Genomic DNA, 20,002 nt, shown 5'->3' with positions numbered 1-20,002 from the left:
CCCCTCAAGATGAGATTTCCCATAACTTTAAGTTAGTAAGACCCCTTAGAGATGATGAGGTTGATAGGTCTGAGGTGGAAGCGTGGTGACACGCTTGAGCTGACAGATACTAATCGGTCGAGGACTTAACCAAGAAACTTCTGTTTAAAAGCAAGGAACGTCGGTTAAAAGCGTCACGTCCTGTGACAACACCGACACTTGCATGATGTACGACGCGCTTTCACTTTCAGTTTTGAAGGATTACCTTCATATGTCTAGTGGCAATGGCGAAGAGGTCACACCCGTTCCCATCTCGAACACGGAAGTTAAGCTCTTCAGCGCCGATGGTAATTGGGGGCTGTCCCCCTGTAAGAGTAGGACGCCGCTGGGCAAAGAGAGAAAGCAGTCAACTTAGGTTGGCTGCTTTTTGTGTATATGTAAAGTTCGATAGGACCAAGGAAGACGATAAACTCAGCGAGGGTTTCTTTAGGCAAGAAGATCAAGGAAACAAGTGATCGAGACGCGGAGTGTACTATGTACACGAGCATCGAGAGCGCGTAGTTGACGATGAGATTAGTAGGCTAGAGGAAGCCGCAACGCGCCGATGGTAATTGAGGGGCGCCCCCCTATGCGCGTGTAGTACGCCGCTAGGCAAAGAGAAAGCAGTCAACCAAGGTTGGCTGCTTTTTTGTGTATTTTTTTGAGATCAGTTCAAATAGACGATGAAAAATGGAAATCTTTCTAAGCAAAGGATCCAAAGGCCATCAGTTGATCGTTTATTGAAGTTGTGCAATTACTGGAAAGTCGTGTAATACCACTTCGGGGTTGTGCAATTAACATGAGTTTAAAATTCAATTTAGAAGGTAAACATAGACATATCTGGAGCGTACACATTAAGCCCTATATATTAGAAATCGTAAGAATGAGGTAGAAATGGTGAGATAAAAATAATTTTTTTAATAAAAAATTTGTAAACTACATATGGAGTAAGTTCTAGACTCGATTCTCGTGTACAACGTACACGAGAATCGAGTCGCTCAATAAAACGGAAAGTCGCTCAATAAAACGGAAAGTCGCTCAATAAAACGGAAAGTCGCTCAATAAAACGGAAAGTCGCTCAATAAAACGGAAAGTCGCTCAATAAAACGGAAAGTCATTGCTTGGTCAAACATATGCTTTTAAATATACATATCCATCACATTTTCCTTAAAGAGGTTGTTCAAAAAGTCACCAAATGATCGTTCGAATCTCGGCGCCCTCTTGTTTTCCGGTCCTCATGTAGTGTATATAAGAGGATCTCTAGCTAAAATTGCTCACATCCTGTGGCTGACGTGAAGATACCACATCTTATGGAATGCCGGTCCTCAAAACAGCGCCGCTCTTTGCCTCCGACGCCCAGGACGGACTAGTACTGGCGTTCTGGCAGGATGTCAGCGTACTTAGCTAATAACCCTTTTTGTTTGTCACCTTTTTGAACACGCACTTAAAGCCAAAATCCAGCACGCTAGCTTGTTTTTTTATAGTTGATGAATTAGTTAAAAGTTCAAGGTCTATATTTCATATAAAACGGAAAAAATATAAACCTATCACCCATTTTTATTTGTCACAATCCATTTCAGTTGCTATTTATTAAAAAATCAGTATAATTAAAGTCAAAGATAGTCAAAGTCAAGAAGATGGGAGGCATAGTTCACTTTGAGGAACATTTCGGACCTTATAGAAAGGTATATTAAGGAGATTTTAGATGCAAGCAGCAAAATTGAATTAAAACGAAGTGAGCTTGCCGAAAGATTCCAATGTGTTCCATCCCAAATTAATTACGTATTAAAAACAAGATTTTCTATTGAACGAGGTTATATTGTTGAAAGCAAACGTGGTGGTGGAGGTTATATTCGTATCATAAAAGTTAAACCGGCAACAAGTTCGGAACTGATAGACGAGATGATTGAACTTTCTTCATTTCGAATTTCACAAAATATGTCAGAAGCCATTATCATCCGTTTATTAGAAGAAGAAATTATTAATAAAAGAGAAGCCAAATTAATGCTGTCAGCCATTGATCGATCCGTGCTTGACCTTAGTGTTCCACTAAGAGATGAGGTTCGGGCAAATATTATGATAGCGATGCTCCAAGCACTAAAATATAAAATGTAACGTTATATTGATACACTCTATATATGTAATATAAGAAGTTTTATTAAGGATTTAAGTGATCCGTGCATATAATGTTAACGATTATTGTAAGAAGGGAGTTTACTTCAGATGGAATGTCAAAATTGCCATCTTAGACCGGCTACACTCCATTTTACTAAAATTGTAAATGGTACAAAACATGAATACCATCTTTGTGATCAATGTGCACAGAATAATGAAGAAGTGATGGTAGCAACGCCTGGTGGTTTTTCGATACAACAACTTTTGTCTGGTTTATTAAATTTTGAACAACCAATAGAAAAAGAACGACATCAAACTCGTGATACCTTAAAATGTCCGAAGTGTGGTTTAACTTATAATGAATTTGTTAAAATCGGAAAGTTTGGTTGTCAGGAGTGCTATCATACTTTTAACGATCGTTTAAACCCCGTGTTTAGAAAAATTCATGGAGGAAATACCGTACACAAAGGTAAAATTCCCTACCGAATGGGTAAGGATATAAATACAAAACGAAAAGTACAGGATCTTAAGGTTAAACTACAAAAACTTGTCGAGGAAGAGAATTTTGAAAAGGCAGCAGAAATTAGAGATAAAATCAAGGCCATGGAAAAGGGGGAATAAGGCATGTCATTAAAGAAATTTATTGATCAAGCCGTTAGCCCTTGGATGCAACTAGAAGGCCCTGATGATGATATTGTCATAAGTAGTCGTATACGTTTGGCACGAAATCTTTCTGAATTCGTATTTCCTATTATTGCGACTGAATCCCAGCGAAAATCGACTCTTGAGACAATTGAGCAAAAGTTAAAAGGTGAATCTTATAGTACGTTAGGAACATTTGAACCTGTCGTCATGAGTAATTTAAGTGATATTGAAAAGCGAGTATTAATTGAAAAACATCTTATTAGTCCTAATCTAGCTCAAAATCCAAGTTATACTTCAGTGTTTATTAACCAAAGTGAATCTGTCAGTATCATGGTTAATGAGGAAGACCATCTAAGAATACAATGTCTTTTTCCTGGATTTCAGCTTGATGAAGCGATGACTCTGGCAAATGGCGTAGATGATTGGTTAGAAGATAAGTTTAACTACGCATTTGATGAAGAAAGAGGTTACTTAACGAGTTGTCCAACCAATGTTGGAACGGGACTTAGGGCTTCTGTCATGATCCATCTTCCCGCATTAGCTCTTACACAACGGTTAAATCGACTTGCACAAGTTATTAATCAATTTGGTCTCGTAATTAGAGGAATTTACGGTGAAGGCAGCGAAGCATTAGGTAACGTATTTCAAATCTCTAACCAAATGACCCTTGGAAAGTCTGAGCAAGATATTGTTGAAGATTTAAGGGGGGTTGTCATGCAACTTATTGAACGGGAAAAATTGGCGAGAAGGGATTTATTAACCAATTCAAAAATAGAATTAGAAGACCGCATTTATCGTTCTTATGGAAAACTTGCCTTTTCACGAATCATGCCATCAAAAGAAGCTGCAACATGTATTTCAGATATACGTTTAGGCATTGGCCTCGGGATTATTCAAAACGTAACGAAACGCATGTTAAATGAATTAATGGTTCTTACACAACCCGGCTTTCTACAACATTATTTCCAAGACCAATTAGGCCCAAATGAGAGAGATGTTAAACGAGCAACACTCATTAGAGAACATTTAAATTTTGAAAAACGTCAATAACAACATAATAAAGGAGGCAAAAAATTATGATGTTTGGTCGCTTTACAGAACGCGCACAGAAAGTACTTGCACTTGCTCAGGAAGAAGCTATGAGACTTGGACATAACAATGTAGGTACTGAACATATATTGCTAGGCCTTGTTCGTGAGGGAGAAGGTATTGCTGCAAAAGCTTTAAAGGCATTGAATTTAAGTCCTGAAAAAATTCAAAAGGAAGTTGAGTCACTAATAGGTCGTGGAAATGAAACCGTGCAAACGATCCATTATACGCCAAGAGCTAAAAAGGTTATTGAATTATCAATGGATGAAGCACGTAAAATTGGTCATTCCTATGTTGGAACTGAACATATCTTGCTAGGACTCATTCGTGAAGGCGAAGGTGTTGCAGCTCGAGTATTAAATAATTTAGGCGTGAGTCTTAATAAAGCAAGACAGCAAGTGTTGCAACTCTTAGGGAGTCATGAAACAGGCTCTGGCAACCAGCAAGGGCGTAATGCTTCTCATGCGAATACACCGACTTTAGATAGTCTTGCACGGGACTTAACGGCAACAGCACGTGATGGAGGATTAGATCCAGTAATTGGACGTAGCAAAGAAATTCAACGCGTGATTGAGGTACTTAGCCGCCGTACGAAAAACAACCCCGTGTTAATTGGGGAGCCAGGGGTTGGTAAAACAGCTGTGGCTGAAGGTCTTGCTCAACAAATTATTGATAATGAAGTTCCAGAGATTCTCCGTGATAAAAGAGTCATGACTTTAGATATGGGTACAGTGGTTGCTGGTACGAAATATCGCGGTGAATTTGAAGATCGTTTGAAAAAAGTCATGGATGAGATTAGGCAAGCCGGAAATATCATATTATTTATTGACGAACTTCATACATTGATTGGTGCTGGGGGAGCAGAAGGTGCCATTGATGCATCGAACATATTGAAACCATCGCTTGCCCGCGGGGAACTGCAATGTATTGGAGCAACAACCCTTGATGAATACCGTAAATACATTGAGAAAGATGCTGCTTTGGAAAGAAGATTCCAACCTATTAAAGTTAATGAACCGACAAACGATGAGTCTGTTCTTATTTTGAAAGGTCTAAGAGATCGCTATGAAGCTCACCACCGCGTGAAAATTAGTGATGAAGCGATTGAAGCCGCTGTTCAACTGTCGGATCGTTATATTTCAGATCGATTCTTACCGGATAAAGCCATTGACTTAATAGATGAAGCAGCTTCAAAAGTAAGATTACGTTCGTATACAACACCACCAAATTTAAAAGAGCTTGAAGTAAAACTTGAAGAAGTACAAAAAGAAAAAGATGCTGCTGTACAAAGTCAAGAATTTGAAAAAGCCGCTTCCCTTCGTGATACAGAACAAAAACTAAAAGAAGAAGTTGAAGTGACGAAGAAAGAATGGAAAGAAAAACAAGGAAAAGAAAACACTGAAGTCACCCCTGACGACATTGCTCTCGTCGTAGCGAGTTGGACGGGTATCCCAGTTGTAAAACTTGAACAAGAGGAAAGTGAACGTTTACTCCATATGGAAGATATTCTTCACAAAAGAGTGGTTGGTCAGGAAGAAGCCATCAAAGCTGTATCACAGGCAGTAAGACGTGCGAGAGCTGGATTAAAAGATCCAAAACGCCCAATTGGTTCATTTATTTTCTTAGGTCCAACAGGTGTGGGTAAAACAGAACTTGCTCGTGCTGTAGCTGAGTCTCTATTTGGTGACGAAAATGCCATGATTCGAATCGATATGTCTGAGTACATGGAAAAACATACAACGTCAAGACTTGTTGGTTCACCTCCAGGCTATGTAGGCCACGAAGAAGGCGGACAATTAACGGAAAAAGTCAGACAAAAACCTTATTCCGTTATTCTTTTAGATGAAATCGAAAAAGCTCACCCAGACGTCTTTAACATCTTGCTTCAAGTGCTTGATGATGGAAGACTTACAGACTCTAAAGGAAGAACTGTTGACTTTAGAAATACAGCGATCATTATGACGTCAAATGTTGGTGCAAGTACGCTTAAGAAAAACAAATATCTTGGATTTACAGTGGAATCAGAAGGTCAAGAATATCGTGACATGAAAGACAAAGTCATGGGCGAGTTGAAACGTACCTTTAGACCTGAATTCCTTAACCGTATTGATGAGATCATCGTTTTCCATGAACTTAAAAAAGATCAATTAAAACACATTGTATCGCTTCTTTCGGAACAATTGAAAGAACGTCTGGCTAATCAAGGCATTATATTAGATCTAACCGATGCCGCTATCGAGAAAATTGCCGATGAGGGTTATGATCCAGAGTATGGTGCTAGACCACTTAGACGTGCTCTTCAAAGAAGAATAGAAGATCGTCTATCGGAAGAGCTTCTTAAAGGAAATATTTCTAAAGGATCGAGTGTGGTCATTGACTATCAAGATGATAAATTTATCGTTCAAAATAAAACAGAGGCTCCTGTTAGCAGATAAAGAAAAATCAAATAATGGGAAAGTATTTTAGTTCCTTTGTAAGATAAATCAAGTTTAATGTTATCTTTTTCAAAACAAGAAGCCAATGGTCCGCAAAAGACACATTGGCTTCTTGTGCTATCACTAAACCTCTAACTTAGACCAATATTAGGTTTGAAATTTAATTTAGGAATATTATGGATGCAATAGATTTATTTAGGTTCATAGATACTTTTTATGATACTATGTAGTCAGATAAACGAAAGGTGAATGTGTATGGCAAAAGCAAAGACAGTCTTTTTCTGTCAAGAATGTGGATATGAAAGTCCAAAGTGGCTGGGGCGGTGTCCGGGATGCAATAATTGGAATACCCTAGTTGAAGAGCGCATCACACGTGAAACATCTAGTGGGACAAGTACAAAAAAAATAAAAAATAAACCCATGCCCATCACTCATATTAAAGTTGAACAAGAACCAAGAATATTATGTGACATGAATGAACTGAATCGTGTTCTTGGAGGCGGGATTGTACCTGGCTCTTTAATTCTAGTTGGTGGTGATCCGGGAATTGGGAAATCAACACTACTGCTTCAAACATCGAGTCAATTGGCCAAGCAAAAAAGAAAAGTTCTCTATATTTCTGGCGAGGAATCGGTTAGACAAACGAAAATGAGAGCGGATCGCTTGGATATTTCAGAGGACAACTTATATATATTAGCGGAAACCGATATACATGATATAGAGAAACATGCTGAAGACTTATCACCTGATATCTTAATTATTGATTCTATTCAAACGATTTTTAATTCTGATGTCACGTCGGCAGCTGGAAGTGTATCTCAAGTTCGGGATTGTACAGGGCAATTGATGCGAATGGCTAAAACCAAGGGCATCGCAACCTTCATTGTTGGTCACGTTACGAAAGACGGTGCCATCGCTGGCCCTAGAATGCTCGAACATATGGTAGACTCCGTATTGTACTTTGAAGGGGAAAGACATCATACATTTCGTATTCTTAGGGCGGTTAAAAATCGCTTTGGTTCCACGAATGAAATGGGTGTGTTTGAAATGAAGGAAGCGGGTCTTATAGAAGTGTCTAATCCATCAGAAGTGTTTTTGCAAGAGCGAACGAAAGGAGTGGCTGGATCGGCTGTCGTTTCAGCCATGGAAGGTACAAGACCTGTTCTTGTTGAAATTCAAGCTCTTATTTCTCCAACAAGTTTTGGTAATCCAAGAAGAATGGCGACGGGTATTGACCATCACCGTATATCTTTATTAATGGCCGTACTAGAAAAACGTGTGGGACTATTACTACAAAATCAGGATGCTTATGTTAATGTAGCAGGTGGAATAAAGTTAGATGAACCTGCAACAGATTTAGCCGTAGCGATTAGTATAGCTTCTAGCTTTAAAGATCAAATCACTCAAGTTTCCGATGTGTTCTTAGGTGAAGTAGGCTTAACAGGAGAAGTAAGGCGGGTATCAAGAATTGAACAACGTGTCAATGAAGCCTATAAATTAGGGTTCGGAAGAGCTTTTATACCTGAGAAAAACTTAGGTGGATGGACGATACCAAAGGGTATGGAAGTCATAGGCGTATCTACAGTAAAGGAAGCGATGGATTATGCATTAGGAGGCGGATCAAATGAATTCAACCCAACAGCATTCTATCAATCAGATACTTAAGCTGATAGCTCCCGGAACATTGCTACGTGAAGGTATTGACAACGTACTAAGGGCTGGAACAGGTGGGCTAATCGTGATTGGCTTTGACGAGAAGGTGCAGCATCTTGTCGAAGGAGGATTTACAATCAATTGTCCCCTACTTCCAGCAGCTCTTTATGAACTTGCAAAGATGGACGGGGCTATCATACTAAGTGAAGACTGTAAAACCATTTTGTTTGCAAACACACAATTAGTCCCTGATTATGGGATTCCCTCGGTTGAAACAGGTATTCGACATCGAACGGCTGAACGCGTGGCTAAACAAACGGGTAATTTAGTTGTTTCGATTTCACAAAGACGAAGCATTATTACCCTCTACAAGGGTCATCTACGGTATGCTCTGCAGGATATCGGCGTTATTTTAACGAAAGCTAACCAGGCTATGCAGACTCTGGAAAAATATCGAGTGGCTTTAGATAAGGGACTAGTTAATTTAGGGGCTTTAGAATTTGAAGAACTTGTTACAATTCAGGAACTTACTCTCGTCATTCATCGTATAGGAAGAGTATTACGAATAAAGGAGGAGATAAATAATTATATTAATGAACTTGGCACTGAAGGTAGACTGATACGAATGCAAATGACTGAACTTGTCATGAATGTCGAAGAAGAAGCTCTTATGCTTATAAAAGATTATATGCTGGATGAATCAACTAATGCACAACTTGTCCTGGGGCAATTAACAAAATTGTCGACAGACGATTTATTGAAAGATCAAGTCATTATCAAATTATTAGGATACTCTTCTAGAGAAGATCAATATGAAGATATTCTATATCCCCGTGGGTACCGGATGTTAAATCGGATACCTAGGTTGCCGCAGTCAATCATTGATAACCTTGTCAGAACGTTTGGTCATATGAACCATCTTGTACGAGCAGGAATCAAAGATTTAGACAAAGTGGCAGGTGTTGGAGAAAAACGAGCAAAGAAAATTAAAGAAGGTTTCGAACGGATTCAACAACAATTATTTATTGACCGTGTCATTTAACAGGCATGGTGATCAGCTATTATATCATATTATTAATATTTTTCATGAACCGTTTGAATTTTGTAAATCCGTCTATAATGATAGGAGGAGGTGATTGGGAATGATGAAACGTATGATTCAATTGTTATGCATATTATTAGGTGGAACACTTGGATTTGTTTATATTCCTAGAGTGATTACATTATTAAATTTTGGCCAAAGCATACCATCGTGGTTATATACACCCTATACAGGAATGGTTATAGGTGCTATTATCTTTTTCTTGCTCACATATTGGTTTGTTGATTCATTAGTAGGCTTAATTAAAGCTTTTGAGGAAAAGATTATTAAAGCTCCCGTCACAGATGTATTATTTGGAACGATCGGGCTCGTTTTTGGTTTAGTCATTGCTTTTTTAATTCAAATCCCATTAGAAAGATTAAACATTGTCGGGATTAGTACGGTACTTCCCATTTTTATTTACTTGTTTCTGTCTTATTTCTTTTTTCAAGTGGGTTTTAAAAAGCGTGATGAACTTATCAATCTTTTTCATATTACCAAGAGCAAAGAACGTAAGAAAGAGTATGAGGGTGACGGAATGACAGCGCCTTCCGGAAAAATTTTTAAAGTATTAGATACAAGTGTTATTATAGACGGTAGGATTGCTGATATATGCCAAACAGGTTTTCTTGAAGGAGTTCTCGTTATCCCGCGCTTTGTTTTAGAAGAATTGCAGCATATTGCAGACTCATCGGATGCTTTAAAACGGAACCGTGGTCGTAGGGGCCTTGATATTCTAAATAAAATTCAAAAAGAACTCAATATTAAAGTGGAAATTTATGAGGGTGACTTTGAAGAAGTTTCAGAAGTGGATAGTAAACTTGTAAAACTCGCCCAACTTGTTTCGGGAATCGTTGTAACAAATGATTTTAACTTAAATAAGGTTTGTGAATTACAAGGGGTAACAGTTCTTAATATTAATGATTTAGCCAACGCAGTTAAACCGGTTGTTTTACCTGGAGAAGAATTAAATGTTCAAGTTATAAAAGATGGTAAAGAGCAAAATCAAGGTGTAGGTTATCTTGATGATGGAACCATGATTGTTGTTGAAGAGGGCAGGCGTTACATCGGAAAAACCATCGATGTTATCATTACAAGTGTGTTGCAAACCTCTGCAGGCCGAATGATTTTTGCAAAACCGAAGCTGTTAGAACAAGCGCTGTAAGATATCTTAATCTTTTTATCAAAATGCAAGGGAGTCTAGGCGTCAGCGTGTGTGTCATCTTACGCTTGGCGCCTATCATCAGTAACCACTATATGGTTTAAGCAGATAAGTTAATGGGTATTATATTTCTTTATATTTTAAAGAGGTTGTTCAAAAAGTCACCAAATGATAAGCTGCGGGAATCTCGGCGCCCGCTTGTTTTTCCGGTCGTCATGTAGTAAAAACAAGAGGATTTCTGGCTAAAAACGCTCACGTCCTGTGGCTGGCGCCTGAAGTAACCACAACGCGAGGAATGCCGGTCCTAGGGAAAACTTGCGCCGCGATTAGTCTCCGGCACCAAGGACGGGCTAGTACTGGCATTCTGGCAGGATGCCAGTGTATTTAGCCAGTAACTCTTTTCATTTGTCACCTTTTTGAACACGTACTTAAGTTGAAGAGATAGTTAAATAGATTCTCTGTTTACGATTATTTTAATGGTAGTTTAATTTGGAGGTTTTCATGGCTTATAATGTACTCGTGTTGGCGGCTGGAAAAGGTCAACGAATGGGAAAAGAGAAAAACAAAGTTCTATTAGAAATTAAACAAATTCCGGTGGTTATACATACATGCCAAGTATTTGAAAATGATGAAGCGTGCAAAGGGATTTACCTTGTAGCTAATAAACGAGAAATGGTAGAGATTCAAGACTTATTAACGGAGTTTCATATAACAAAAGTCAAACAAATAGTAGAAGGTGGCAAGGAGAGACAGGAAAGTGTTTTCTTTGGGTTACAAGCTATGAAAGAAGAATCGAATCACGATCCATTGATTCTTATTCATGATGGGGCTCGTCCGTTTATTAAACCAAAGGATATAACGAAGGTGGCTCTTGCTGCGGAAAAAACGGGAGCCGCTATTTTAGCTGTTAAAGTAAAAGATACAATTAAAAAAGTATCACATCATCAAGTGCAAGAAACCATTGATCGTTCGAGCTTGTGGGCTGTCCAAACACCACAAGCTTTTCAGCTTTCTACCATTTATAACGCACACGTAGAAGGTAAAAAACGAGGTTTTGTCGTTACAGATGATGCGTCCCTTTTAGAACAACTAGGAAAACCTGTTACTGTTGTGGAAGGTGATTATCAAAATATCAAACTAACGACACCTGAGGATTTGATTTTAGCTGAACACTACATTGAATTGAATCATGGGGGGAATCGGGATGCGGATCGGACAAGGATATGATGTACATGCATTTGCAGAAAACCGCTTATTAATTATTGGAGGAATCACAATTCCTTATGAGAAAGGTCTATTAGGACATTCTGATGCAGATGTTCTTCTTCATGCAATTAGTGATGCCCTCTTAGGCGCTATTGGTGAAGGGGATATCGGAAAACATTTTCCAGATACAGATGAGGCCTATAAGGATGCAGACTCAAAGGAATTATTATCACAAGTATATAGACGAGTGAAAGAAAAAGGATATAAATTAGGCAATTTGGATTGTGTCATTATTACACAAAAACCGAAAATGGCACCTTATATCTCTCCAATGCGAGAAGTCATTGCTGAACTTCTAGAAGCCCAAGTCGAGCAAATCAACGTTAAAGCAACGACCACAGAAAAGTTAGGTTTTACTGGAAGAGAAGAAGGTATTGCGGCACAGGCTGTTTGCTTACTAGAGGTTGTTCAAAAAGTCACCAAATGATAAGCTACGAATCTCGGCGCCCGTTTGTTTTTCCGGTCCTCATGTAGCAAAAACCTACATTCCGGTCCTCAAAACAGCGCCGCTCTTAGCCTTCATGCTTCTCATTTGTCATCTTTTTGAATATGTACTACTAGAATCTCATTAATAAAAACGGATGAAAAACTTCAAAGAAGCACTCAACAGTGCTAAAATAGTGTAGACAAAACGAAAGTGGTGACGTTAAACGATGGATAAAGAAGTTAGAGTAAGGTATGCGCCGAGTCCTACTGGGTTTTTACATATCGGAAATGCAAGGACCGCTATCTTTAACTATTTGTATGCAAGACATACACATGGAAAATTCATTATTCGAATTGAAGATACAGATCAAAAAAGAAACGTTGAAGGCGGAGAGCTTAATCAATTAACCTACTTAAAATGGCTAGGGATTGATTGGGATGAAAGTATTGACGTCGGTGGAGAATATGGTCCATACAGACAAACGGAACGTCTCGATATTTATCAAAAATATGCCCAAGAGCTTTTAGATAAAGGGCTTGCTTATAAATGTTATTGTACTGAGGAAGAATTAGAACAAGAACGTGAAGGACAAATGGCCAGAGGAGAAACACCAAGATACTCAGGCAAATGCCGTCATTTAACTCATGAGGATCACAAACGACTAGAAGCCGAAGGACGTAAACCGAGCATTCGTTTCCGTGTGCCTGAGAATCAAACACTTGAATTCAATGATATTGTGAAAAAACACTTATCATTTGAATCAAATGACATTGGTGATTTCGTTATTGTGAAGAAAAATGGCATTGCCACATATAACTTTGCAGTGGTCATAGATGATCATCTTATGAAAATGACACATGTGCTTCGCGGAGAAGATCACATTTCGAATACGCCAAAACAATTAATGATTTATGATGCCCTTGGATTTGAACGTCCTATATTTGGTCACATGACGTTAATTGTCGGAGAAAGCCGCAAGAAATTAAGTAAACGTGACAAAAGTATCGTTCAGTATATTGAACAATACAAAGAACTTGGCTACTTGCCAGAAGCCTTATTTAACTTCATTGCTTTCTTAGGCTGGTCACCGAAGGGAGAAGAAGAAATCTTTTCAAGAGACGAATTGATTGAGATTTTTGACCCGGAAAGGTTAAGTACATCGCCTGCGGTGTTTGATGCGACAAAATTGAAATGGACAAACAACCATTACATTAAAGCATTGCCACTCGAAAAAGTTGTTGACCTTGCTTTACCGCATTTAATCAAAGCAGGTCGATTACCTGAAAATCTTTCAGATGACCAAAGAGAATGGGCTGTTAAACTCATTTCCCTTTACCACAGTCAATTGCAATACGGAGCAGAAATTGTTGAGTTAACAGACTTGTTTTTTACAGAAGAAGTTTCATATAATGATGAAGAAGAGAATGTCATTAATGAAGAACAAGTCCCTGAAGTCATTCGTGTGTTTAGAGATGAATTAATGGCCTTAGAGGATTTTACAGCTGAAGAAATTAAGAAAAGAATTAAGGTTACACAAAAGGCAACGGGACAAAAAGGGAAAAAACTCTTTATGCCTATCCGTATTGTGACAACCGGGGAAATGCATGGTCCTGAACTACCGCAATCCATTGAGTTATTAGGAAAAGAACGAGTGATTGCCAGAATGAATCGTTTTATTGAATCAAGATAGGACGCGCACATTTCGGTGGATATTGGATATAGTATCGAATGGGTAGATGGAATAGAATTTATTTTGTGAATAAGCGTTTACTTGCGTCTTTTTAAGAGGATCTTTAGAATAAAATTTATTCCCAAAAAGGAAAATTGAATAATCAAAAATGTTGAAGAGGAGAGTAAGTCCATCTATTTCTTAACAAGAGAAGATCATCAAGGGTGAAAGTGATCTAAGAAAGGATAGACTGAAGTGCACCTCTGAGTCTTTTGCTGAAACGCAGGAGTAGGCAAAAGCGGTATTCATTATATCGTTAACAATTCTAAAGTGGAGATAGTAAGATTACTATCTCAAACAAAGTGGAACCACGCTACTAAGGCGTCTTTGTGTCATTGGACATAAAGGCGTCTTTTTTACACATAAAAAGAACATTAAGTGCGTGTTCAAAAAGGTGACAAATGAAAAAGGTTACTGGCTAAGTACGCTGGCATCCTGCCATACGCCAGTGCTAGCCCGTCTTGGGCGTCGGAGGCTAAGAGCGGCGTAGTTTTCTTTGGATCGGCATTCCACATGATGTGGTAGCGTCAAGCGCCAGCCACAGGACGTGAGCGACTTTAGCCAGAGATCCTCTTGTATCCACCACATGAGGAACGGAAGAACAAGCGGGCGCCGAGATTCGCAGCCTATCATTTGGTGACCTTTTGAACAACCTCATTAAGATAAATGAGATTAAAGACAGGGAGGTTTTGAAGATATGCGGGGGGTTATGCGAGAAGATTTAGCTACGGTTTTTGATCAAGATCCCGCTGCTAGAAATAAATTAGAAGTCATTTTAACATATTCTGGACTTCATGCCATATGGTTTCACCGATTTGCTCATTGGTTGTGGCGTAAAAAGTTTTTATTTCTAGCTCGATTACTATCACAATTTAGCCGGTTTCTGACGGGAATTGAAATACATCCTGGCGCTCAAATAGGTCGCAGGTTCTTCATTGATCACGGTATGGGTGTTGTTATTGGTGAAACGTGTGAAATTGGGGATGATGTGACTGTTTTTCAAGGGGTCACACTAGGGGGAACAGGAAAAGAAAAAGGGAAACGGCATCCTACGATTGGAAACGATGTCTTAATATCAGCAGGGGCAAAAGTATTAGGCTCAATTACCATTGCCGATCATTCAAAGATCGGTGCGGGATCTGTTGTACTTCATGATGTTCCTCCAAACTCAACTGTTGTAGGTATTCCAGGGCGGATTGTGAGGCAAAATGGTAAGAAAGTACATCACCATGATCTTAATCATTCTGACTTGCCAGATCCTATTTCGGATAAATTTAAACAAATGGATGAAATGATTAATCAATTACAAAGAGAAATTGAAACATTAAAAAAAGATAAAACACGGATTTAAGAAACTAGGGAAACGGAAAGTAAAGCCTCGCCTAAAAGAATGAGAGAAATCGAAAAAGGATAGATGGTTATTAACCTTTCGTAAAAAGTCCGATTGGTTCAACTCAATCAGTGGAGGATTGAAGTTTTACTCTATATGATGTCATGTCATCATAGTTTTGGGTAAAAAAGAGAATTTCGAATAGAAGATGGAAAGGTAGTGATAAGATGGGCATTCGTATTTATAATACGCTAACAAGAGAGAAAGAACCTTTTAAAACGATTGAGGAAAACAAAGTAAAAATGTATGTATGCGGGCCGACTGTATATAATTATATTCATATTGGGAATGCAAGACCAGCCGTAGTATTCGATACTGTTAGACGCTACTTAATGTACCGTGGTTATGAAGTGAAATATGTTTCTAATTTCACAGATGTTGACGATCGTCTCATCAATAAATCGATAGAAGAAAACCAATCCGTACTGGAGATTGCTGAACGGTTTATCCAGGCTTATAAAGAAGATGTTTCCGCTCTAAACGTCTTACAAGCTGACATTCATCCACGAGCAACAGAAACAATGGATGAAATTATAACGTTCATTAAAAAGCTTGTCGATAAAGGGTATGCCTATGAATCAGAAGGTGATGTTTATTTCCGTACAAGAGCCTTTAAATCTTATGGGAAATTATCACATCAATCGATTGATGAACTCAAAGTAGGTGCTCGAATTGATGTAGGTGAAAAGAAAGAAGACCCATTGGATTTTACGCTTTGGAAAGCAGCGAAACCAGGGGAAATCACTTGGGATAGTCCATGGGGATTAGGACGTCCCGGTTGGCATATTGAATGCTCTGCGATGGTTGAAAAATATTTAGGTGACACTATTGATATCCATGCTGGAGGACAGGATTTAGCGTTTCCACACCATGAGAATGAAATAGCACAATCCGAAGCTTTGCATGAACATGCTATGGCAAATTATTGGATGCACAATGGTTTTATTAAAATCGATAATGAAAAAATGTCAAAATCGATTGGTAATGTCATCTTAGTTCATGAAATAATTAAAAAATACGATCCAAATGTCGTTCGTTTCTTTATTCAAACGGTTCATTACCGACATCCAATTAACTTTAGTGATGCATTATTAAGCGATGCAGAGCAAGCATTTTCAAGACTAAAAACAAGCTACTATAACCTTGAGCACCGGTTGGAAAGAAGTGCTGATCTTCTTTCAGAAGATGAACTCATCACAAAGACAAAAGAACTTGAAAAATTTAAAGAACGTTTTATACAGGAAATGGATGATGATTTTAATACAGCGAACGCGATTGCTGTTCTTTTTGACTTGGCTAAAGATATAAATAAAATTCTTGAAGAAAATAATTCGTCTGTTGCTCTTTTACAAGCATACAAACAAGTTTTTGAGGAGCTGGCAGGCGTATTAGGGCTCAAATTACATGTCGACGAAGAGCTTCTTGATGCCGAAATTGAACAACTCATCCAAAAACGGGAAGAGGCACGAAAAACAAGAAATTTTGCATTTGCCGATCAAATACGTGATGAATTAAAAGATCAAGGTATCATACTTGAGGATACCGCACAAGGCATTCGCTGGAAAAGGGTTTAACATATGAGTGATCAAGTCAATCCTCTAGCTATAAATAGTTTAGCTCTAGCCTATATGGGAGATGCCATCATGGAATACTACGTTCGTCAAGAACTCATTATAAGTGGACGTGTAAAACCGCAGCAGCTGCATCACAAGGCCATCTCCTATGTTTCTGCTAAAGCCCAGGCAGCCTATTTAAGATATCTGATGGAACAAGACTTTTTTTCTACTGAAGAATTGCAAGTCATTAAACGAGGGAGAAATGCAAAATCCTACTCCATTCCAAAAAACACAGATGTTTTAACGTATCATTATAGTACGGCTTTCGAAGCATTGATCGGTTATTTGCATTTTAATGATCAGGGTAATCGCATTGAACAATTGATGCGTTTATTATTTGAATATCATCCAATAGACAGGTGAAAGGAGGGCTGGTAAACCATGAGTGATAATGAATTTATTATTGGAAGACATGCTGTTTTAGAAGCATTGGAAGCAGGCAGAGAAATAAATAAATTATGGATTAATAAAGAAAGTCATGGGGTTAAGCAGCTCATTGATAAAGCCGGGCAAAGAGGCGTAACGATTCAGTTTGTTCCAAGAAAAAAATTAGATCAACTAACAAATTCTTCCGGGCATCAAGGCATTGTAGCCTCTATTGCTGCCTATGAATATGCGGATATAGATGATTTGTTTCAACTAGCTGAAAAAAAGAATGAAACACCGTTTTTTATTCTTTTAGATGGAATTGAAGATCCCCATAATTTAGGGTCCATTCTTAGAACAGCAGATAGTGTCGGTGCACATGGTGTGATTATTCCAAAACGTCGTGCAGCTGGATTAACCCAGGTGGTATCTAAGGCTTCAACAGGAGCGATTGAATATATTCCAGTTGCTCGAGTAACAAATCTGGCAAGAACCATTGATGAATTAAAAGAAAGAGGCATATGGTTTGCTGGAACAGCAGCGGAAGGCAGTCAAGATTATCGGAAAGCTGAGTTTGAAATGCCTATTTGCCTTGTGATTGGTAATGAAGGGAAAGGTCTATCTCGTCTTGTCAGAGAAAAATGTGATTATCTCATCAGTATTCCAATGGCAGGCCATGTAACTTCACTAAATGCATCTGTTGCAGCGGCTCTTTTGATGTATGAAGTTTATCGTAAACGAAATAAGCTAGAGGCCTGATAAGGATGGATATCCTACTTGTGGACGGCTACAACGTCATTGGGGCTTGGAAAGAAATGCAAGAGCTAAGAACGAATGATTTTGCAGCCGCTCGGTCACAGCTTATTGATAGAATGGCTGAATATCAGGCCTATACAGGCTGGAAAGTGGTTATTATTTTTGACGCGCATCTCGTACCGGGAAAAGAAACAATCCTTAAACAATCCCGAGTAGAGGTTATCTATACAAAGGAAAATGAAACGGCCGATGAGCGTATTGAAAGAGTGATTAAAAAGTTAAAAAACGTTAAAACACAAATTCATGTGGCAACCTCTGACGAGACTGAACAATGGACGGTATTCTCTCAAGGAGCTTTACGTAAATCATCTCGTGAACTCCTCATTGAGTTAAAAAATATTGAAAAACAGATTTCATTAGAGGTTAAACATTCAAGGCAGAAAAAGACGAAATCAAAAATTCCTTTAAAAAAAGAGATTGAAGAATTGTTTGAAAAATGGCGAAGAGGGCTCTAAAGATCTTGACGATTCTGAATATTTTGCTGTATAATATTTCTACACTTGGTATGACTAGGTCGGAGGGATTGACGTGCGTTTAAACCCAAATTGGATTACCACCGATAATGTTAAGTTCAGCGAACTAGATGATGAACAAATTGTACAAATGGTTCACGTCGGAGATATACATGCACTAGAATATTTAATTTTTAAGTATAAAAACTTTGTACGTGCAAAAGCAAAGTCATACTTTTTAATTGGTGCAGATCGGGAAGACATTATTCAAGAGGGCATGATCGGCCTATATAAAGCGATTCGAGATTTCAAAGGGGACAAGCTCTCTTCTTTTAAGGCATTTGCAGAACTTTGTATAACAAGACAAATTATTACCGCGGTGAAAACAGCCACACGCCAAAAGCATATTCCCTTAAATTCCTATGTCTCTTTGGATAAGCCTATTTTTGATGAGGAATCTGATCGCACTTTGATGGATGTAATATGTGGTCCGAAAGTAACAAACCCTGAAGAATTGTTTATAAATCAAGAGGAATTCGCAGATATTGAGGACAAGCTTTCTGAGTTGTTAAGTGACTTAGAACAAAAAGTCTTGAGGCTATATCTTGATGGAAGAAGTTATCAAGAAATTTCGCTAGATCTGAAACGCCATGTGAAATCCATTGATAATGCCCTTCAACGTATAAAACGTAAGTTGGAAAGATATCTTCAAATTAAAGAAATGAGTTTATAAACGAACAATTTAGTGATACCAAACCGGTTTTACAAATTAGATAACCTTAGTGAAAGGTTGTTAGAGTCATATTTGTCGATCTTATTAGATTTAATCTCGCGAGAAGTAGATTTAGATGATGTCATGATGGATTAAATCATTTTTTTCTGAACCACAGTGTAGGCTGTGGTATTTCTTTTACACCTTAGAAAATATAAAAATTTAAGGTATAAGTGCGGGCTGAGCCTCTGTCTGCGCCTTACAGGCTGGCCAATCGGCAATTTTTCTTTAACCCATTCACACGTTTGACGTTTATTGACATGAATAGTCCCATGTGTTAAATTGAAACAGTATGGATAAGCTTATTTTCATAAAATGTGGGTCGCTCATTATTTTGGGTGGTTAACATGAAATAACCATTTTTAACGAATATATGGTACATGAATATGACTTAAGTATAGATACTCATCATGAGATCTTTTATTTTACTAATGACATAAAAGAAGTTCAAACAATTCTATTTTGAACTTTTTAAATTAGAAAAAAAGGTGTTTGTAATGAGGAAGAAAGTGTCCCTTGAATGCTCGGTTTGTCATCAAAGAAATTATACAACGGCTAAAAACACAAAAACAAATCCAGAGCGCGTTGAAGTTAATAAGTTTTGTAAAGCATGTAATAAACATACTCTGCACCGAGAAACAAAGTAGAATGTTTTGGAGGTATTTTAGTCTATGGCAAGCATAGTGAAAGGCACAGGCAAATTTTTCAAAAACATTGGAACTGAGATGAAAAAAGTCAGTTGGCCGACTCGTAAAGAAATGGTTAATTATACGATTATGGTTATCGTAACAGTGGTATTTTTAACGGTATTTTTTACGGTGGTTGATCTTGGTATATCAAGACTGTTAAAATTGATAACAGGCTAATAAAGTGAAACTTTCCTCAGTGGGGGTTTCATCCCCTGCTGAGGGTTAGCTGATCCAATCGGACCTTTGTAGGCAGTTGATCCCCCGCTTATCTTCTTTGAATA

Annotated in this window: 18 protein-coding genes, 2 rRNA genes and 1 other annotated feature; all 20 genes read left to right on the top strand. The window is 38.2% G+C overall.

The genetic code is table 11. The features are described 5' to 3' along the window. Positions 1-133, top strand: a 23S ribosomal RNA gene (locus tag FG390_RS13220); the annotation flags it as partial. 120 nt (positions 134-253) lie between these two features. Then, positions 254-370, top strand: a 5S ribosomal RNA gene (gene rrf / locus FG390_RS13215). Positions 371-1,674: 1,304 nt separating this feature from the next. After that, entirely contained in the window at positions 1,675-2,133 is a 459-nt protein-coding gene (locus FG390_RS13210) for a CtsR family transcriptional regulator (protein ID WP_141191510.1), read from the top strand. A 108-nt stretch (positions 2,134-2,241) separates the two neighbouring features. Then, a complete protein-coding gene (gene mcsA / locus FG390_RS13205; protein ID WP_141191509.1) occupies positions 2,242-2,754 on the top strand; it encodes a protein-arginine kinase activator protein McsA in 513 nt (170 codons plus the stop codon). Between the two features lie 3 nt (positions 2,755-2,757). After that, positions 2,758-3,828, top strand: a complete 1,071-nt coding sequence (mcsB, locus tag FG390_RS13200) for a protein-arginine kinase McsB (protein ID WP_141191508.1) — start codon at positions 2,758-2,760, stop codon at positions 3,826-3,828. A 26-nt stretch (positions 3,829-3,854) separates the two neighbouring features. Then, a complete protein-coding gene (gene clpC, locus FG390_RS13195) occupies positions 3,855-6,302 on the top strand; it encodes an ATP-dependent protease ATP-binding subunit ClpC (RefSeq protein WP_141191507.1) in 2,448 nt (815 codons plus the stop codon). Positions 6,303-6,557: 255 nt separating this feature from the next. Then, on the top strand, positions 6,558-7,967 hold the full coding sequence (gene radA, locus FG390_RS13190; protein ID WP_141191506.1) for a DNA repair protein RadA: 1,410 nt from the start codon (positions 6,558-6,560) through the stop codon (positions 7,965-7,967). Continuing rightward, positions 7,927-8,997 (top strand): DNA integrity scanning diadenylate cyclase DisA, encoded by a 1,071-nt coding sequence (gene disA, locus FG390_RS13185; RefSeq protein ID WP_141191505.1) that lies wholly within the window; start codon positions 7,927-7,929, stop codon positions 8,995-8,997. Before radA ends, disA begins: the two co-directional genes overlap by 41 nt. Positions 8,998-9,097: 100 nt before the next feature. Then, positions 9,098-10,201, top strand: coding sequence for a PIN/TRAM domain-containing protein (locus FG390_RS13180; RefSeq protein WP_141191504.1), 1,104 nt, complete (start codon positions 9,098-9,100; stop codon positions 10,199-10,201). A 498-nt stretch (positions 10,202-10,699) separates the two neighbouring features. Then, positions 10,700-11,425 (top strand): 2-C-methyl-D-erythritol 4-phosphate cytidylyltransferase, encoded by a 726-nt coding sequence (ispD, locus tag FG390_RS13175; protein ID WP_141191503.1) that lies wholly within the window; start codon positions 10,700-10,702, stop codon positions 11,423-11,425. Then, on the top strand, positions 11,403-11,891 hold the full coding sequence (ispF, locus tag FG390_RS13170; protein WP_141191502.1) for a 2-C-methyl-D-erythritol 2,4-cyclodiphosphate synthase: 489 nt from the start codon (positions 11,403-11,405) through the stop codon (positions 11,889-11,891). Before ispD ends, ispF begins: the two co-directional genes overlap by 23 nt. 226 nt (positions 11,892-12,117) lie before the next feature. After that, entirely contained in the window at positions 12,118-13,581 is a 1,464-nt protein-coding gene (gltX, locus tag FG390_RS13165; RefSeq protein WP_141191501.1) for a glutamate--tRNA ligase, read from the top strand. A 142-nt stretch (positions 13,582-13,723) separates the two neighbouring features. Then, positions 13,724-13,952, top strand: a binding site (T-box leader). A gap of 365 nt (positions 13,953-14,317) precedes the next feature. After that, positions 14,318-14,971 carry a serine O-acetyltransferase gene (cysE, locus tag FG390_RS13160; RefSeq protein WP_141191500.1) on the top strand — a complete coding sequence of 218 codons (654 nt, stop codon included), beginning with the start codon at positions 14,318-14,320 and terminating at the stop codon, positions 14,969-14,971. Between the two features lie 206 nt (positions 14,972-15,177). Beyond that, entirely contained in the window at positions 15,178-16,584 is a 1,407-nt protein-coding gene (cysS, locus tag FG390_RS13155; RefSeq protein ID WP_141191499.1) for a cysteine--tRNA ligase, read from the top strand. 3 nt (positions 16,585-16,587) lie between these two features. Continuing rightward, positions 16,588-16,989: a Mini-ribonuclease 3 gene (locus FG390_RS13150; protein ID WP_141191498.1), complete on the top strand. Its 402-nt coding sequence runs from the start codon at positions 16,588-16,590 to the stop codon at positions 16,987-16,989. Positions 16,990-17,007: 18 nt separating this feature from the next. Next, positions 17,008-17,751, top strand: a complete 744-nt coding sequence (rlmB, locus tag FG390_RS13145) for a 23S rRNA (guanosine(2251)-2'-O)-methyltransferase RlmB (RefSeq protein WP_141191497.1) — start codon at positions 17,008-17,010, stop codon at positions 17,749-17,751. 5 nt (positions 17,752-17,756) lie between these two features. After that, on the top strand, positions 17,757-18,263 hold the full coding sequence (locus FG390_RS13140) for an NYN domain-containing protein (protein ID WP_141191496.1): 507 nt from the start codon (positions 17,757-17,759) through the stop codon (positions 18,261-18,263). Positions 18,264-18,411: 148 nt separating this feature from the next. After that, positions 18,412-18,993, top strand: a complete 582-nt coding sequence (gene sigH, locus FG390_RS13135; protein ID WP_246092831.1) for an RNA polymerase sporulation sigma factor SigH — start codon at positions 18,412-18,414, stop codon at positions 18,991-18,993. Positions 18,994-19,529: 536 nt separating this feature from the next. Continuing rightward, positions 19,530-19,679, top strand: coding sequence for a 50S ribosomal protein L33 (rpmG, locus tag FG390_RS13130; RefSeq protein WP_141191494.1), 150 nt, complete (start codon positions 19,530-19,532; stop codon positions 19,677-19,679). A 24-nt stretch (positions 19,680-19,703) separates the two neighbouring features. Beyond that, complete coding sequence (secE, locus tag FG390_RS13125) at positions 19,704-19,898, top strand: preprotein translocase subunit SecE (protein ID WP_141191493.1); 195 nt, start codon at positions 19,704-19,706, stop codon at positions 19,896-19,898. The last annotated feature ends 104 nt before the right edge of the window (positions 19,899-20,002 follow it).

The sequence above is a fragment of the Terrilactibacillus laevilacticus genome (assembly GCF_006517395.1).
GTDB classification, from domain to species: Bacteria; Bacillota; Bacilli; order Bacillales; family Sporolactobacillaceae; genus Terrilactibacillus; species Terrilactibacillus laevilacticus.
Note: the sequence above shows the minus strand (reverse complement) of the source record. Positions and strands in the feature narration are given on the sequence as shown.

Coding starts and splice junctions, on each gene's coding strand:
- FG390_RS13180 (WP_141191504.1), top strand. CDS start 9,098: ATGATGAAACGTATGATTCAATTGTTATGCATATTATTAGGTGGAACA.
- sigH (WP_246092831.1), top strand. CDS start 18,412: ATGGTTCACGTCGGAGATATACATGCACTAGAATATTTAATTTTTAAG.
- rlmB (WP_141191497.1), top strand. CDS start 17,008: ATGAGTGATAATGAATTTATTATTGGAAGACATGCTGTTTTAGAAGCA.
- ispD (WP_141191503.1), top strand. CDS start 10,700: ATGGCTTATAATGTACTCGTGTTGGCGGCTGGAAAAGGTCAACGAATG.
- rpmG (WP_141191494.1), top strand. CDS start 19,530: ATGAGGAAGAAAGTGTCCCTTGAATGCTCGGTTTGTCATCAAAGAAAT.
- mcsB (WP_141191508.1), top strand. CDS start 2,758: ATGTCATTAAAGAAATTTATTGATCAAGCCGTTAGCCCTTGGATGCAA.
- cysE (WP_141191500.1), top strand. CDS start 14,318: ATGCGGGGGGTTATGCGAGAAGATTTAGCTACGGTTTTTGATCAAGAT.
- secE (WP_141191493.1), top strand. CDS start 19,704: ATGGCAAGCATAGTGAAAGGCACAGGCAAATTTTTCAAAAACATTGGA.
- mcsA (WP_141191509.1), top strand. CDS start 2,242: ATGGAATGTCAAAATTGCCATCTTAGACCGGCTACACTCCATTTTACT.
- FG390_RS13140 (WP_141191496.1), top strand. CDS start 17,757: ATGGATATCCTACTTGTGGACGGCTACAACGTCATTGGGGCTTGGAAA.
- clpC (WP_141191507.1), top strand. CDS start 3,855: ATGATGTTTGGTCGCTTTACAGAACGCGCACAGAAAGTACTTGCACTT.
- cysS (WP_141191499.1), top strand. CDS start 15,178: ATGGGCATTCGTATTTATAATACGCTAACAAGAGAGAAAGAACCTTTT.
- disA (WP_141191505.1), top strand. CDS start 7,927: ATGAATTCAACCCAACAGCATTCTATCAATCAGATACTTAAGCTGATA.
- FG390_RS13150 (WP_141191498.1), top strand. CDS start 16,588: ATGAGTGATCAAGTCAATCCTCTAGCTATAAATAGTTTAGCTCTAGCC.
- radA (WP_141191506.1), top strand. CDS start 6,558: ATGGCAAAAGCAAAGACAGTCTTTTTCTGTCAAGAATGTGGATATGAA.
- ispF (WP_141191502.1), top strand. CDS start 11,403: ATGCGGATCGGACAAGGATATGATGTACATGCATTTGCAGAAAACCGC.
- gltX (WP_141191501.1), top strand. CDS start 12,118: ATGGATAAAGAAGTTAGAGTAAGGTATGCGCCGAGTCCTACTGGGTTT.